This is a genomic window from Flagellimonas yonaguniensis (assembly GCF_029193885.1).
Taxonomy (GTDB): domain Bacteria; phylum Bacteroidota; class Bacteroidia; order Flavobacteriales; family Flavobacteriaceae; genus Flagellimonas; species Flagellimonas yonaguniensis.
In genome coordinates this window covers 21,990-37,853 of sequence record NZ_JARFVB010000002.1, presented here as the reverse complement: position 1 = coordinate 37,853, position 15,864 = coordinate 21,990, and the positions used below count along the sequence as shown (strand labels likewise).

Sequence of the window (15,864 nt, the reverse complement as noted above, 5' to 3'; positions counted from 1 at the left end):
CAATGCAGAATCTGAAACTGGGCATATTTGTGGTGCTCGGTACCGTTTTATTGATCATTGCGGCCTATCTTATCGGAAACGGGCAGAGTCTGTTTGTGAAGAAATTCACCATCAATGCAGTATTCAGTAATGTAAACGGATTGCAAGTAGGGAATAATGTACGTTTTTCGGGAATCGATATCGGAACTGTGGACAATATTGAAATGAAAAATGACAGCACCATTGTTGTATACATGGTCATCAACAAGAAAATGAAAGAGCACATTCGAAGCAATGCAGTGGCAACAATAGGTTCCGATGGTCTGGTGGGGAGTATGTTGGTCAATATTGTGCCGGGTAAAGGGCAGGCTGTATTGATAGAGGACGGAACACGATTGGAATCATATCACCGGATACCATCACAGGATATGCTCAATACATTGAACGTGACCAATGAAAATGCCGCCTTGTTGACCTCTGACCTCCTGAAGATTACCGAATCCTTGATCGAAGGCAAAGGAACATTTGGGCGTTTATTGAACGACTCCATTATGGCGAAAGATCTAAAGGAAACCATTGTGAACCTAAAATATAGTAGTGAAATGGTAAGTTCAACTTTGGAAGAACTTCAAAAAACCATTGAAGGGGTTAATTCAGGGAATGGTGTTGCCGGTGTCTTGCTGACCGATACCCTATCTGCGGACAAGGTTAGGAAAATGATTCAAAACCTGGAAGTATCAAGTGTCGAAATCAACAGGATAACATCGGATTTGAACACTCTGGTCGGAGAGGTGAAAAATGGAGAGGGCATCCTTGACAAAGTGGCTACCGATACTGTTTTGGCCAATCAACTTGTGCGAACCATGAAAAACATTGAAGAAGGTACCCAAAAGTTCAATGAGAACATGGAAGCCTTAAAGCACAATTTTTTGACCCGTGGCTATTTTAGGAAATTGGAACGGGAACAACAAAAGCAAGCCAAGCAGAACCACTAGAAACTCTTCAAGGTCAGGTAATGATACCATCCTCCATTTCTATGATGCGGTCCGTTCTTTTGGCAAAATCCTTATCATGTGTTACCACCAAAAGAGACAGACCCTGTTCCTCTTTCAAGTTTTTGAAGATTTTGAACACATTTTCAGAATTGTGACTATCCAAGTTGCCCGTAGGTTCATCGCCCATCAAAATAGTGGGGTCATTGATCAAGGCCCTTGCAATGGCAACCCGTTGTTTTTCCCCGCCCGAAATCCGTGAGGCCCGTTGGTGGGCCAAATGCCCAATGTGCAACATTTCAAGTTTCCTTAGGGCGTCTTTTTCAATGGCTTCATGTGATTTTTCCGCAAGTTTTTTGGCGGGCAGCATCACATTTTCCAAAACACTGAACTCGGACAGTAAATAGTGGAATTGAAATACGAATCCAATGTTCTTGTTTCGAATCCTGGCCAGTTCCTTTTGGGACTTTCCCGTAACCAGTTGGTCGTTGAGGTACAGCTCGCCGGTGTATTTGGTGTCCATGGTGGAAAGTATGTAAAGTAAAGTGGATTTGCCAGAACCGGATTTGCCCATGATCGAGGCAAACTCGCCTTGTTTTACACCAAAGGAAATATTTTTGAGCACATGGAAGTCCTTGGGCTTATAGAAGTGTTTGTTGATGTTCTTGGCTTGTAAGACTGTGTTCATCATAATGTCAGGTTCCTCTAATGATCTTTACCGGGTCTATTTTTTTGGCCTTGTTGGAGGGCAGATATCCCGCTACGAAGGTCGAAATAAGTGCAAATGTGATTCCAATGAGGTAATAGGTTCCATTAAAATTTACTGGGTAGGTGGAAATGGTGGGGAGTGCCTCGGTTTCAAACGGGGCATTGTCAATGAGATGTGAAAGACCAAACCCAATCAATAACCCTAATATTCCACCCATTAATCCTATGATGATGGCCTGCGCCATAAAAATGTACTGTACATCCTCACCGGAAAACCCAGTGGCTTTTAAAATGGCAATGTCCTTCATTTTTTCATAAATGAGCATGTTCAAGATGTTGTAAATACCAAAACCGGCCACAATGAGCAGGGTAATGGAAACAGCGTAGGTAATAAGGTTCCTGATGTTGGAACCAGTCTCGAACTGGGCATTGGCCTCATTGATATCGACGGCTTTTACATTGAACTGTTTTTCCAAGCTACGGGCCATGGGTTCGGACTCATCGATGTTCAATAATTTAATATTGATATCGGTCACATAATTTTCCGCTTCCCCCAAAATCTGTTGTACGGTACTGAGATTGGCAAAACTTTGCACATTGTCGATTTCGGCAATACCACTTTGATAGAAACCCACTATTTTCAGAGGGAAAATATCGCCTGCAACTGTACTGATTTGTACCCTGTCCCCAATGGAAAGCGACATTTTTTCGGCCAAACCGGCCCCTAATAAAATTCCATTGTTGCTATTCTTCAGGGCTTCGGCAGAGCCCTCAACAATGTTGTCCTGGATATTGGAGAGGCGAGCCTCCTCCATAATGTCCACCCCCACAAGATTGCCACCAAGTTCTATGGAACCGGAGAGATAGAAAATCTGGGCCCTGAGCTGTGGTGTGGCCCCTCTCACATTGGGGTGCTTTTTCAAATAGCTTAAAATGGGCAGAGCATTGTGTATTTTTTCTTGATTTTGTTTGGGTTTTATGGAGTGTACAAAGTTCATGGCGGCCTTGAATTCACCATAGTGGGAAATAGGCTGGGTTGTGGAGGGACGTATTTCGTTGTACATATGGATATGCGGGGTCTGGTTCAATACCAAATCATCCAGCATGGCATTGAGTCCTGTCATGAAACTCACGAGGGTAATATAGGCCCCAATCCCAAAAGTAACCCCGAGCGTTGCGGTAACAGTGGATTTCATCTTGGTGATAAGATGCGTTTTGGCGATGCCCAGTATCACACTCCAATTGATCATTTCTTTGGTTTGTAGATTGCCGTTTTTTCATCTATGCCATCCAAAACCTCCACTCTGTCCAAGTTTTGTAATCCTATGGTAATTTCAATTTCCCCATTGTCGGTAAGTACTTTGGAGGTCTCCATAAGATAATCCTTTGGAATGGTCAGTGTTTCCTCTTTTTTGGAGATGACGATATTGCCTTCGCCCGAAAGACCGGGATATAATGTACTGGGAGGATCCTTGAACAAAGCCTCTACCTTGAAGGTTTGGGAACGTTCATCCTTTCTTGGGTAAATTTTGTCCAATGTGGCCTCGAAGACCTTGGAATTGTAGGAGTCAAGTGTCAGAAACACTTCTTGGCCCTTTTTTAGCTTCACGATGTCCACTTCGTCGACCAACAGCTCTATGATGAATTCCTCACTTCTACCAATGGATGCCACGGGTTCTTGGGTGTTCACTATTTCCCCTGGGTTTTTGTAAATAGCGTAGACCGTTCCGTTTATTTTACTTTTTATGGTAAAGTCCTCAGAGGTGGTCAAGGAGGTTTTATATTGGTTTTCGGATTGTAGCAATTGGGTTTCCAGTTCATTTTTGGTTTGTCTGTATTTTCTTTGTAGCAGGTTCAGGTTGTTTCTGGATAGTTCGTAGGCGAGCTTTCGGTTATCGTATTCCACTTTGGAGCCGATATTTTGGTTCCAAAGGTTTTTTTGTCGGAAATAGTTGATGGAATCATTGGCCAACTTAAGGGTCGCGGCATTGATTTCGTCTTCAATACTGGTCAGTAGGGCGGCCCTTCCTTGATAATTCTCTCGGGCAAGTTGGAGCGCGAGCTTGGCATTTTCCACATTGAGTTGGGGCGAAGTGTTTTTAATTTGAAGGATGGGGTCGTTCTTTTTTACAATATCCCCTTCCTCGACCCAGGTTTTGTCCAAAATGCCCATTACGATGGAATATGCTTGGTAAAGACTGTCGGGTTGAACGGTGGCCGAGGCATATACGGACTCCGTTAGCGGCATTTTGGAGGGATAGGTTTTCTCTTTGTTTTTACCACAGGATAAAAGGATAAAAAAAATGAGATATAAATAGTTGGAATATTTCATAGGTAATAGCGTGATATTGTGTTCAAATTACCAATAAAAAACTGATCTGGAATATGAGTTAGGTCAGTATGGGATTGACCTTGAAATAAAGAGATCAACTGTGGGGGATTTTATTGAGGCAATCTGACCAATATCATTGCATGAATGCCTTGGCCATATTTCCTTTGTGGCAAAAACTAATGATACTGACCATAGTGATATTATTAGTTGTGCTCCTTGCCCTAGGGCTGTTGTTTGTGCCCATTCAAATTTATGTTGATACGGCTACGAATAAATATTTTGCCGGATTGAAGGGCTTGGCAAAGGCGAGTTTCGAACCCGATGAGAAGGAATTTTTAAGAGTACGGTTAAAAGTACTTTTTTACGAACACTGTTTTTATCCCTTGACAAAATCTTCAAAACCAAAACCATCCAAAAAAAAGAAGACCAAACCAAGAAGGAAGATCAAGTTGAGGAAGATGGTTCGATTGCTTAAATCGTTTGAGGTAAAGCGATTTGCTCTGGACATGGATACTGGCGATTATGTGGCGAATGCAAAAATGTACCCCATTTTCGTGTTGCTCAATCAATATGTAGCCTCGTTCCACATCAATTTCGAGAACCGGAACAGATTGGTAATGGATATTCGAAACAGGCCTTACAGAATTTTAAAATCATTTATTAATCATTAAAAATCAAGGTCATGGATTTACATTTTGAAGAATTATTGAACAAGGTGACCGACTTCATCAAGTCGGAGGCCAGAACGGAAACCATTGTGGGGGAACCCTTTGAGTTGGGCGAATTTAAGTGTGTGCCGGTAATCAAGGTAGGTATGGGCTTTGGCTCTGGAGGAGGCGAAGGAGTGGAAGGTAAAGCAAAGAAAGGAGAAGGTGCCGGAGCTGGAGCCGGTATTGGTATCCAGCCTATCGGCTTTTTGGTGACCAAAGGGGACGAAATCTCGTTCTTGGAAGCAGGCAAGACACACGGTTTGGCCGCAGCATTTGAGAAAGTGCCCGACCTTATCGAGAAAATTGTTTCGGAACGAAACAAAAAAGATGAAGAGGTTGTTGCCTAAACGAGGACAACAATTAAAAAAAAACTGGATTGTCTATGCTATTTAGTTTAGGCAATCCAGTTCCGAACGTTTAAGAAACTTGTTAGCTTTCTGTTTGACTATAAATCCAATTTCTTGATTTCCCAACGGTTGTCTTTTTCGATAGCTATAAGCTGATGGTTCAGGATTTTGGATTTTATATCCGGCATTTCATATCTTCTTTTTGTCATTTGAATATTGTACCTACGGTTCAAAAATTCAATGATATTGCCATCGGTATCCATTAGCACTTCGTGGAACTTGAACTCATAAATGTCAAGGTTGAATTCGTTTTTCCCACGATGTACCTTTTCATACATAATACCCGTTGTCAACCCATTTTTGAATGGGGCTACATTTAAAAATTTATGTTCAATCACTAATTTTCCCGAGGTATCAATAAAACCGAATACAGGTATCTCGTCCATCATTTTTTGTACCACGCATCTCCCATCCGAAAATTGAGGGTAGGTCAGTGCTCTAATATCATTGTGTGAGGTTTTGGCATCGGTTCTCCAATAAAGGTCGTCCCTAAAATCAATAGCGATGTTTCCGCTCTCATCAACAAAAGCCCATTTGTTTTCTTTCTGTATTGCTGCAAATCCTTCATGGAACGGGCTTACATAATCCAAGTTATCAGGAAGTTGGGCGCTTAGACCCATATAGATAAAAGCAGCAATCAATGTTGTGATTTTTTTCATGGTAATTGCTTTTTATCATTGCACTAAAGTCATAACTGTTCGGGATAAATAAAATGATCTAAGTCATGTGCAACTAGGGTAAATCAGGTGTGCTCAAATCAATGTAGACAACGGACAGACAACTATAATTGACAGTTTGTGAAGTTTCATGGTTGGATTGAAATGTGCACAATCTTTCACAATCGGTTTTTATATTCCATGATGGCTTGGCTTTAGAACTTATATCCAACACCTATTTGAAAAGCATTGTTTTTGGCCCTTTCCCCTGAATTCCCATCGTCCAGGATATGAGTGAATCCCTGAATATACCTCGCAGTCAATTCAAAGTTTCCCAAAACCTTATATGATAGCCCTGTAAAAGCAGAGAAATCGAAGTGTTTGACCACATCCGATTCCTCATTATTGCCATAAGATACGTTCTGATTCAAGAGAAAATTAAATGCTGGACCGGCATGCACGGAAAAACCATCCAAAAAATAGAATTTGAGAACCAATGGAATCTGCAGGTAATCCAGTTTGAAATCTATCTCCCTTGAACCACCAAGCAATATTTCAGAGGCCTCATTTCCTTGGTTGGCATAGAGGATTTCAGGTTGCAAGGAAAATGTATTGTTCAATTGGATTTCACTGTACAGCCCTATGAAAAATCCAGTTCTGTTGTTGGTGTCACTAAAATAATCATACGTAATGTTACTTAAGCTCAATCCTCCCTTGATTCCTAAAACGGTTTTTTCCTGAGCTTGAAGGTTCACTATGAAGATTGAGAACACCAAAGCAATCGTAACGATGTTTTTCATATTGTCGGACAATTTTTATACAAGGACATCCATTTGGAGTGGTATTGTTATTGGAGAATTTCGGCTTCAAGTTTTTCTTCCACGACTTTACCATCTTTCAGGGAAACGTAGTAGCAATTGTACTCTTCGCCCAAGGAGACCACACGGAAGGGCTTTCCGTTCTTGAAGATGATGCCGGCATTGTTGTCCATGGCGTAGCCCGCTTCAAAAATGCCATTTTTGATGTTTTTCTCGTACAAAGGTCTGCGAAACTCCTCTCCATCATAATGGGGCGAGTGGCTATAGGGGAGGAAGCCCAATCCTTCGACGACACTCAGTTCAATGGGTCTTGAATCCGTAGTTCCATTATCGAACCAACAGAGTGACCCCGCACTGCCTCCAGCCAAGACAATACCTTTTTCCAAGGCTTTTTTCAGCACCACATCGATTCCTTGGGCTTTCCAGATGGCCATCATATTTAAGGTGTTTCCGCCACCTACAACAATGGCGTCCACATTTAAAAGTACTTCCTCAAACGTCTTTTTTTGACGGTATGAGCTGATCCAAACCCGTTGTACCGATGGCTCAATCGATAGGTCGTGTGTCAGTTCGTACCACCTGATGATACTCCTTTCACTATCTCCGGATGCGGTGGGCAAAAAACAGATCTTGGGACGTTCCTTTCCCGTGAGTTTGATGATTTCTTTCATGAACAATTTGTTGGGACCACTACCACTGGGGAATATATACTGGTCTTGGGCATTAACCATACTCATCATAAGGATTGAAAGGGAACAAAGGAGAATTAATTTTTTCATTTTTTTGATTTAAGGTTGGTTGAAATGATTCGAACCCCAAAAATGCAATGTTGGAGCTCTGAATTTGGTTTGTTGCCCAACAAGTTACGTAAAAATGAAAAGCGGATGTTTTGTTCGTGCAATAACTTTCTGATTTTTGCGGCAAGTATAATTTAGAGTAGTTGGAACAAGGGACTTTTCAATGTAAGTGGAGTCCACCAAATTCAAAAGTTGATCTCTCTGAACCGGATAGTCCACGTTTTGATGGCATATTTAAGGAGTTGTTTTGTATGTGAATGGGGCTGTATTATAGAATATCGTCCTATTTTCAATTTGAAATCAAATTCAGACTTATTGAACTCCATGGGAACCACCGACTCCAAGTGGTATTAACCTTTAGTTAATTTACTCTTTTCGTTTTGATGACATACTGATCTAGGGGTAATTCTACCTTTCCACCCTCCTATTGGTAAAAGACAAAGTATGGAAATATCCAAAGAGGATATCAAATGCGTTCGAAAGCTTTCGGGGGAATTGGACACGGATCAGGATAGATCCATGTTTGAGGTAAATCTGTTGCTCGATGACAACTTAAAAGAACGCTTTCAAGATTATAAGTTATTATGGGAGTGTTATCCCAAGAATTCCCTTCCGCTAAGAAAAGAACACTTTGCAAAACGGGTTCTGGAAGAAATTTCACAAGAACCAAAACCCAAACTGATTTTCCTTAATACCAGAATTAAAGCACTGGTAGCAGTTGCAGCTATTGTTTTGGTTTGTTTCGGGGTGTATTTGTTTACTCAGGACAATGAATCGAGGTTCACCAATCATATTATTGCCTTAGAAGGTGAGAGAAAGCAAGTCACGCTTCCAGATGGCTCACAAATCACGGTAAATGCAAATTCTGAACTTAAATATCCTGAGGTTTTCAAAGATGACAAGCGGCAGGTATGGATGGATGGTGAGGTCTACTTTGAAGTCGTTAAGGATGTCGAGCGACCTTTTTCGGTAAGTACAAATGGATTGGAGGTACAGGTGTTGGGAACCAAGTTCAATGTGAATACCAAAGGGATGGCAAAAACTGTGTCCTTGGAAAGTGGCAAGGTGCAGGTGACCTTGGAGGATTCTGGCGATAGAATCCAATTGAAGCCGAACGAAGAACTTTCATGGAATGTAGAAACCGGAGAGGTTGTGAAACGCAATTTTGATGTCTCCAAAACCATAGCATGGAAAGATAATATTCTATTGCTGCATGATCTTACCTTGGAGGAGGCATTGTTTCCTATCAATGAATTCTATGGCATCGAGTTCATTGTTTCTGACAGTGTGGTCGCAAACAAAAGAATAAGTGCTGCCTTCGAGGACCAAGACCTGGATCAGTTCATTCAAACATTGGAATTTATAGCCGATGTGAAGATTTCAAAAATAGCATCAAAAAAATTTTCCATAGCCCCAAGTGATGAAAAGTAATTCTTGCACATACAAGGAATTGAATCAAAAATCGGATTTGGAATTGTTCCATTTGATCAAAGAAAGGAACAAAGGGGCACTGGAGACCATTTTCAATCGGTATTATGAAAGTCTATGTCGTTTTGGAATCGCTTACGAAAATGATTTGGATGTAGTTGAGGAAAAGGTATCAGATGTGTTTATCCAATTATGGAATGCCCATGAGCGTATCCATGAGATCAAAAAGCCAAAACCATATCTCTATGTAGTGGTTAAAAATAAACTCATGGAGCCAGTTTCGTACCAAAAGCTGAAACAATCACTGAATCAAGGATTAGAGGACGAATATTCCGCCAGTCCATGTATTGAACAAGAAATTATAGATCAGGAACAAAGGGAAATGTATGTCAGGAAGATACAGGAAATCTTAGACCGGATTCCCAAAAAGTCCCGTCAAATCTTCGAGATGAGTAGACTGGATGAACTCAAATACAAGGAAATCTCAGAGATTCTGGGGGTTTCCATTAAGACAGTGGAAAGCCATATGGCCATAGCCCTAAAAACCATTAGAAACATGGTAGTGAAAAACAGACAAATTTAACCACGTAAACAAAATGTATGACAAAACCGAATTTCTAAACCTTAATCAAAAAACTAAAAAAAATCATTGAGAACCAATTTTAAACTACTCTTTCAAAAATGAAAAAATTAAACCTCATAGCATTGCTATTGTGTTTACCATTGTTAGGTCGAGCGGCTATTGTTCCAATATCGGCGAACGTGGCGGTAAACACCCAAAATTTTGAGATTATAAACCTTAACTTAAAAAGTGTTGCTTTGGAAAAGGTATTCGACCTTATTGAAAAGCAAACAGGTAAAAAATTCATTTATGCAGCAGATGCCCAAAATCTGCAACAACGTATCAGCATTGATGCAAATAAGGTGGACTTGGAATCTGTATTGAACGACCTTAAAAACAAGGCCAATGTGGATTTTAAAGTGACCGAGCAGGGTGTTCTTGTAAAATTTATCCAAGAACAACGAAGTATTTCCGGTAAAGTTATTGATGAGGCTGGAGCCCCAATCCCCGGTGCCAACGTTTTCGTAGATGGTACGGATTATGGTACGGTATCAGATTTTGATGGAAATTTCAGCTTGGAGATTCCATCGAATTTTAAAGTGTTATCCGTTACCTATATCGGCTATCAAAGACAGGATGTTGATATTGATCAAATCAGCAATGTTACCGTAACATTGATGGAAAGTGCATCCCAATTGGACGAAATCGTAGTGGTTGGATATGGTACCGAGGCCAGAAGAAACATTACCGGAGCCATTGCTTCGGTTTCCCCAGAAGAAATTGTGACCCAGCCAAAAGCCAACGTGGTTGAAATGTTGGATGGTCGCTTGCCTGGTGTTCAAATCATGAGCGATAACTCTCCGGGGGGCGGAACTTCAATCAGGGTTCGTGGTTTTAGTACCATCAACAGTAATGATCCTTTGGTTATTATCGATGGTATTCCAGCTTCAAATGGACTTAATGGTATCAACCCTACGGATATCGAGACCATCCAAGTATTGAAAGATGCTGCTTCGGCTTCCATTTATGGGTCTCGTGCCGCAAATGGTGTTGTGATTATCACTACTAAAAAGGGTTCCGATACAAGTGGGGAATATGTGGTTTCTTTTGACGGATATGCAGGTCTTCAGTCATCTTACAACTTGCCAAAAATGCTGAATGCCCAACAATATGGCGATTTGTTGTGGGAGGCAACCATTAATGATGGAGGAACTCCTTCCCATGATATTTATGGTAATGACCCTTCCCAGGCTGTTATTCCACAATGGTTGGACGCTGATCAAACAATTCCAAGTGCCGATGTGGATTGGGTAAACGAAATCATGCAAACCGCTATGATCCAATCGTACAACGTATCCTTGGCAAAAGGAGATTCGAAAAGCCAGAACATGTTCTCTTTAGGGTATTACAATCAGGAAGGTTTGATCAAGTACACAGGGTTTGAGAGATACTCGGCAAGATTCAATTCTTCCTACAATATTGGCGATTTCCTTACTATTGGCGAAAATTTCACGGCCAATTATAAAGAGCAGGTTTCAGTTGGCACCAACTCTGCCTTGGGAAGCATTATCCTAACAGCCATGCAATTTCCATCCATAGTACCCGTAAAGGACATCAACGGAGAATATGCAGGTAACCCGATCAACGATAGTAATAACCCCATGGGGCAGTTGTACAGAAACAAGGACAACAAGCAAAAACGAGTTCAAGCCTTGGGAAATGTGTATGCCAATCTGTATATAAGTGATTTTACCTTTAAAACTTCCTTTGGTCTGGATTACCAGAACTATAATATCAGAAGTTTTTCACCAACCTATGACGAGATATTGTCAACCAACAATACCAACTCACTGTCCACATCCAACAACTTCAATTACCAGTTCTCTTTTACCAACACTTTGAACTATAAAAAGCAATTTGGTAAACATCATGTGGATGCCTTGATTGGTCAAGAGGCCATAGAATACAATTATGAGGGTTTCAGTGCTTCAGTGAGTGAATTTTTATACGAGGATGAAAACTTCAGATACCTAAGTTTTGGTACAGAAAATATGTTGAACTCCGGAAGTGCCAATGGATGGTCCTTGAATTCTTACTTTGGAAGATTGAACTATAACTTCGATGAGAAATACCTTTTCACAGCCACAGTTAGACGTGATGGTAGTTCAAGGTTTAATGAAGATAACAGATGGGGAACATTCCCCGCATTCTCTTTGGGATGGAGATTGGATCGTGAGGATTTTTTCAATCCTGATGGTATTATATCTTCTATGATGCTTAGAGGTAGCTGGGGTCAGACTGGTAACCAGGAAATTGAGAACTACGCCACAGTGGATAGCTATCGGAACAACAACCCTAACTCCAACTATGCCATTGATGGAGCTCAAGAATCTGTTTACATTGGACTTACGCAATCCCGAATCCCAAATGCAGATTTGAAATGGGAAACTACTACCCAAACTTCTGTGGGTGTTGACTTGGGACTTTTGGAAGACCGTTTGAACATTACAGCTGATTACTATGTGAAAAACACAGATGATATCTTGGTTTACAATACCGTTCCATTGACTTATGGAGGTACCAATGATGGTCAGTGGGTAAACGATGGGAAAATGAAAAACAGTGGTTTTGAATTGGATATCAACTATAATGATATGGTTGGCGATTTGGGCTATAGCATTGGATTGAACCTAACAGGTTCCAAGAACGAACTTACCGAATTGACCACTTCGGATTATTTGGGAATTCCAAGTTCATCATTGCACAGTGTAAACTTTGATCAAGAGATTTCCAGAAGTGCAGTGGGCCAACCAATTGCTTCTTTTTACGGATATGTAGCTGAAGGTTTGTTCCAAAGTCAAGCAGAAGTTGATAGCTATGGCATGCAACCTAATGCGCAACCTGGAGACATTAGGTTTAAAGATGTTGATGGAGACGGCGATGTTGATGCTGATGATAGAACTTTCATCGGTTCCCCTCACCCCGATGTAATGTTGGGTCTTAACCTTCAATTCAACTATAAAGCTTTCGATCTTGGTATTTTGTTCAATGGTAGTTTTGGTAATGACACCTATAACTTTACCAAATACAAGAACCATTTCTTTAACCAAGCAGCATATAACAAGGAAAATGTATTGTTGAACGCTTGGTCGGAAAACAATACAAACACCAGCATTCCAAGATTGTCTTTGGATGATCCAAACAACAACATCCGACCTTCAACATATTATGTGGAAAATGGATCTTACGTTCGATTGACCAATCTACAGTTGGGTTATTCCGTTGATCCAGAAATCTTAGGGGGAATGAACCTCAGGATTTATGCCCAAGCAAGTAACCTTTTTACCATTACGGATTACAGTGGAATGAACCCACAAGTAGGGCTTCAGAACTATGGTGGAAGTAACCGTAACCTTGATATCGGTATCGACCGTGGATTGTATCCTCCGAGCAGGACTTTTGTCATTGGATGTAACTTAAAACTTTAAAAAAAGCCATGAAAAACATATTGAAAATAAATTCAAAATATTTAATGGTAGGTGCAACATTGGCACTTACATTCTTGGGCTCTTGTTCCAAGGACTTTCTTGAGGAAGTAACCTATGGAGAAGTTTCCCCTGCGGAAATGACCAAAGCGGAAAATGTGGAAAAAGCCATCATTTCTGCCTATAGTGTATTGAATGGTCAGATAGATGGAGCAAGTAATGCTTACAATTCCCCTGCCTCCAACTGGAGCTTTGGAGATGTTGTCTCTGATGACTGCTACAAAGGTGGTGGTGGAACAGGGGACCAGAACCAAATCCATCAAATGGAATTGTACAATACCACCCCTACAACCTATGATGTTGAGCGTAAGTGGATGGCTCTTTACGAAGGTGTGAAAAGAACCAACGAGGCCATGAAATTGTTGAATGCCTCTGAGGATTTCGATGCTACTTTAAAAATACAGAGAACAGCGGAACTTAGATTTTTGCGAGGTCATTATTATTTTGAGCTTAAAAAGGTCTATGATCAAATTCCATATATTGATGAAACTGCAGAAACGGTAGCGGACTATGCCCGTTCCAACACCGAGTTTACATCTGCCGAGATTTGGAGTAAAATTGAGGCTGATTTTCAGGCGGCCTACGATGTATTGCCCAGCAGTCAGGATGAGGTAGGTAGACCTACAAACCTTGCCGCAATGGCATATTTGGCAAAGACCTATCTTTTCCAAGAAAAATGGCAAGCTGCTTTTGATGCAACAACCGTTGTAATGGGTGGAAACTACAGTTTGATGGATGATTTCCAATCGGTGTTCTTACCTGAAAATGACAATGGTTCAGAAGTTCTTTTTGCGGTGCAGTATTCTGTGAACGACGGTCAAGGAAGTAACTATAATGGTAGTATAGGTGATCGTTTAACAGCCCCTGGAGGACCTTATTATGCACAGTATGGGTTTCATCGTCCATCACAAAACCTGGTAAATGCATTTAAAACGGATGCATCTGGATTGCCGGTCGACGATAATATTGATGTGACCGAAACCGATTTTGTTGATCCCCGACTGGACATTACCATTGGCAGACCAGGTATTCCATATAAGGATTTGGATATTCTGTATGAGGACACTTGGGCACGTGACCTGGCTACCTACGGTCCTTATGGTCCTAAAAAACGTATCCTTTCTGCAAATTCACCTTACCATGTAACTGTTTGGCCTTATGTTGATGCGCTGAACTATTATATTATCCGTTACGCTGAGGTGTTGTTATGGAGAGCGGAGGCAGCCGTTGAATTGGGTAATTTGGAAGAAGCTAGAACCTTGGTGAACCAAATTCGTGAGCGAGCCGCCAATTCAGGGTATGTTCAAACATTGGACGGTTCCGGAGATGCAGCTAACTATAGCATTGGTACTTATGATGCCGTTTGGACCGATGCCACAGATGCAAGGGACAAAGTCCGTATGGAATCCCGTTTGGAACTGGCCATGGAAGGGCACCGTTTCTTCAATTTGGTTCGTTGGGGAATCGCCAAAGATGTGATCGATGACTATTTGGAGGTTGAAAAAACCAGAAGAACCCACTTGACCAATGCTGCATTTACCCAAGGTAAAAATGAGTATTGGCCAATTCCACAAGAGTATATCGACAGTGTTGACGATGGTCTGGTAACCCAGAACAACGGATACTGATCAAAATTTTAATAATTAGGGCAGCTTCCAATATACAGTAGCTGCCCTTTTTTAAATCAATAGCATGAAAAAACTACTTCTTTTTTCATTGGTTATTGGTTGTGCCTTTATTTCTCGTGCACAGACCAAAAATCAGTATCATCCCAACCAGACCAAGGAAAGGTTACTGGAAAAAAATTTCTACTTGTTTTCAGCAATGGAAGAGAATACTGAGCTTTTGAAGCTCTTGAAAGCCGATGGACAATTGAAAACGTATTGGGATAAAATGATGGCACCGTTAGAATCCACACCAAAAAATGGTAAGGAAATCATAGCTCCATTTTTATGGTCGGAAAGTGATATCCAAACTGTAGGGAAACGACTAGTGGACTTGTCCAAGGACAATGACGGTTTAAAAAGTTTGATCCGAAAGCTTCGGGAATCCAATCGATATGCCAATTTTGAAAAAGCGCCTGATGATGAATACTTCTATAAAATCTGGGAGCAATGTGCCAAAGGTCTTGACACCGTTTTGGAAGTCTATGGAGCTGGTAAAATGCCATTTTATAGAAACATTGATTCGGTTTCATTTGATGCAAAATCGAAACGATATCTTTATGCTGTTTCCATTTTAAGGACAGAGGCAGTTGAGGATGCAAGGGAAGAGCAGGTGTTCTTTCAACCGAGTGTGAACCTTGCCCTTAACCTCTTGTACGCCAACCATAAGGACGAGGCTGTTCGTTATGATCCGTTGGACAAAAAAGAGAATGCAAAAGCTGTTCAAGCAATAAAAAACACAGATTTTAAGGCCTATCCCTATGCCTCTATTGTGGTTTTGGGAGGAGGACCGGAGAATTATCGGGATAAGCTTTCCATAGCGGGAAAGATTAACCTACAATTGGCCATGAAAGAGTATCGTGCCAAGAAAGCACCATTTATTATTGTATCCGGGGGGCATGTACACCCATATATGACGCCTTACTGTGAGGCTGTGGAGATGAAACAGGAGCTTATGGAAGAATACAGTGTTCCTGAGGAAAACATCATTATTGAGCCTTATGCGAGGCACACCACGACCAATATGCGAAATGCAACCCGTTTGATGGTGGATTATGGAATTCCATTGGATCAAAAAAGCTTGGTAGTGACCAATCCTTCACATAGCGATTATACAGGAAGTGAAACTTTTACAAAGCGTTGTCAGGAAGAATTGGGTTATCAACCCGTGGATATCCATGCCAGATTATCCCCGACCACGCTTGAATTTACAGGAAACATAGTTTCATTCCACCAAAACCCAAACCAACCTTTAGATCCTTAATG

Annotated in this window: 14 protein-coding genes; 8 read left to right on the top strand and 6 right to left on the bottom strand. The window is 41.1% G+C overall.

What is annotated here, in order from left to right; all coding sequences use genetic code 11:
* Positions 1 to 2 precede the first annotated feature (2 nt).
* The gene (locus tag PY092_RS04500) at positions 3 to 974 is read left to right on the top strand and encodes an MlaD family protein (protein ID WP_275614668.1); all 972 of its coding nucleotides are present in this window, start codon (positions 3 to 5) and stop codon (positions 972 to 974) included.
* A gap of 13 nt (positions 975 to 987) precedes the next feature.
* Here PY092_RS04500 and PY092_RS04495 read toward each other — a convergent pair whose 3' ends face one another.
* From PY092_RS04495 to PY092_RS04485, 3 genes are read right to left on the bottom strand one after another with little or no spacing between them, the layout of a single operon-like run.
* A complete protein-coding gene (locus PY092_RS04495; RefSeq protein ID WP_275614999.1) occupies positions 988 to 1,659 on the bottom strand; it encodes an ABC transporter ATP-binding protein in 672 nt (223 codons plus the stop codon).
* Positions 1,660 to 1,666: 7 nt separating this feature from the next.
* Positions 1,667 to 2,929, bottom strand: a complete 1,263-nt coding sequence (locus tag PY092_RS04490) for an ABC transporter permease (protein WP_275614667.1) — start codon at positions 2,927 to 2,929, stop codon at positions 1,667 to 1,669.
* A complete protein-coding gene (locus PY092_RS04485) occupies positions 2,926 to 3,927 on the bottom strand; it encodes an efflux RND transporter periplasmic adaptor subunit (RefSeq protein ID WP_275614666.1) in 1,002 nt (333 codons plus the stop codon). The genes PY092_RS04490 and PY092_RS04485 overlap by 4 nt, the downstream gene beginning before the upstream one ends.
* Positions 3,928 to 4,190: 263 nt before the next feature.
* Between PY092_RS04485 and PY092_RS04480 the strand changes: the two genes are divergently transcribed.
* Complete coding sequence (locus PY092_RS04480; protein ID WP_275614665.1) at positions 4,191 to 4,682, top strand: hypothetical protein; 492 nt, start codon at positions 4,191 to 4,193, stop codon at positions 4,680 to 4,682.
* An 11-nt stretch (positions 4,683 to 4,693) separates the two neighbouring features.
* On the top strand, positions 4,694 to 5,068 hold the full coding sequence (locus tag PY092_RS04475; RefSeq protein WP_275614664.1) for a GerW family sporulation protein: 375 nt from the start codon (positions 4,694 to 4,696) through the stop codon (positions 5,066 to 5,068).
* Positions 5,069 to 5,166: 98 nt separating this feature from the next.
* On the opposite strand, the gene PY092_RS04470 is transcribed toward PY092_RS04475, so the two are convergent.
* The 3 genes from PY092_RS04470 to PY092_RS04460 all read right to left on the bottom strand — a co-directional run bounded on the left by PY092_RS04470 (position 5,167) and on the right by PY092_RS04460 (position 7,381).
* A complete protein-coding gene (locus tag PY092_RS04470; protein WP_275614663.1) occupies positions 5,167 to 5,787 on the bottom strand; it encodes a WG repeat-containing protein in 621 nt (206 codons plus the stop codon).
* Positions 5,788 to 5,999: 212 nt separating this feature from the next.
* The gene (locus PY092_RS04465) at positions 6,000 to 6,584 is read right to left on the bottom strand and encodes a porin family protein (RefSeq protein ID WP_275614662.1); all 585 of its coding nucleotides are present in this window, start codon (positions 6,582 to 6,584) and stop codon (positions 6,000 to 6,002) included.
* Positions 6,585 to 6,631: 47 nt separating this feature from the next.
* Positions 6,632 to 7,381, bottom strand: a complete 750-nt coding sequence (locus PY092_RS04460) for a Type 1 glutamine amidotransferase-like domain-containing protein (RefSeq protein WP_275614661.1) — start codon at positions 7,379 to 7,381, stop codon at positions 6,632 to 6,634.
* Between the two features lie 462 nt (positions 7,382 to 7,843).
* On the opposite strand from PY092_RS04460, the gene PY092_RS04455 reads away from it, so the two are divergent.
* From PY092_RS04455 to PY092_RS04435, 5 genes are all read left to right on the top strand, one after another.
* The gene (locus PY092_RS04455) at positions 7,844 to 8,830 is read left to right on the top strand and encodes a FecR family protein (protein WP_275614660.1); all 987 of its coding nucleotides are present in this window, start codon (positions 7,844 to 7,846) and stop codon (positions 8,828 to 8,830) included.
* Positions 8,820 to 9,410, top strand: coding sequence for an RNA polymerase sigma-70 factor (locus PY092_RS04450; RefSeq protein WP_275614659.1), 591 nt, complete (start codon positions 8,820 to 8,822; stop codon positions 9,408 to 9,410). The genes PY092_RS04455 and PY092_RS04450 overlap by 11 nt, the downstream gene beginning before the upstream one ends.
* 98 nt (positions 9,411 to 9,508) lie before the next feature.
* A complete protein-coding gene (locus PY092_RS04445; RefSeq protein ID WP_275614658.1) occupies positions 9,509 to 12,877 on the top strand; it encodes a SusC/RagA family TonB-linked outer membrane protein in 3,369 nt (1,122 codons plus the stop codon).
* A gap of 8 nt (positions 12,878 to 12,885) precedes the next feature.
* On the top strand, positions 12,886 to 14,562 hold the full coding sequence (locus PY092_RS04440) for a RagB/SusD family nutrient uptake outer membrane protein (RefSeq protein ID WP_417958146.1): 1,677 nt from the start codon (positions 12,886 to 12,888) through the stop codon (positions 14,560 to 14,562).
* A gap of 64 nt (positions 14,563 to 14,626) precedes the next feature.
* The gene (locus PY092_RS04435) at positions 14,627 to 15,862 is read left to right on the top strand and encodes a YdcF family protein (RefSeq protein ID WP_275614657.1); all 1,236 of its coding nucleotides are present in this window, start codon (positions 14,627 to 14,629) and stop codon (positions 15,860 to 15,862) included.
* The last annotated feature ends 2 nt before the right edge of the window (positions 15,863 to 15,864 follow it).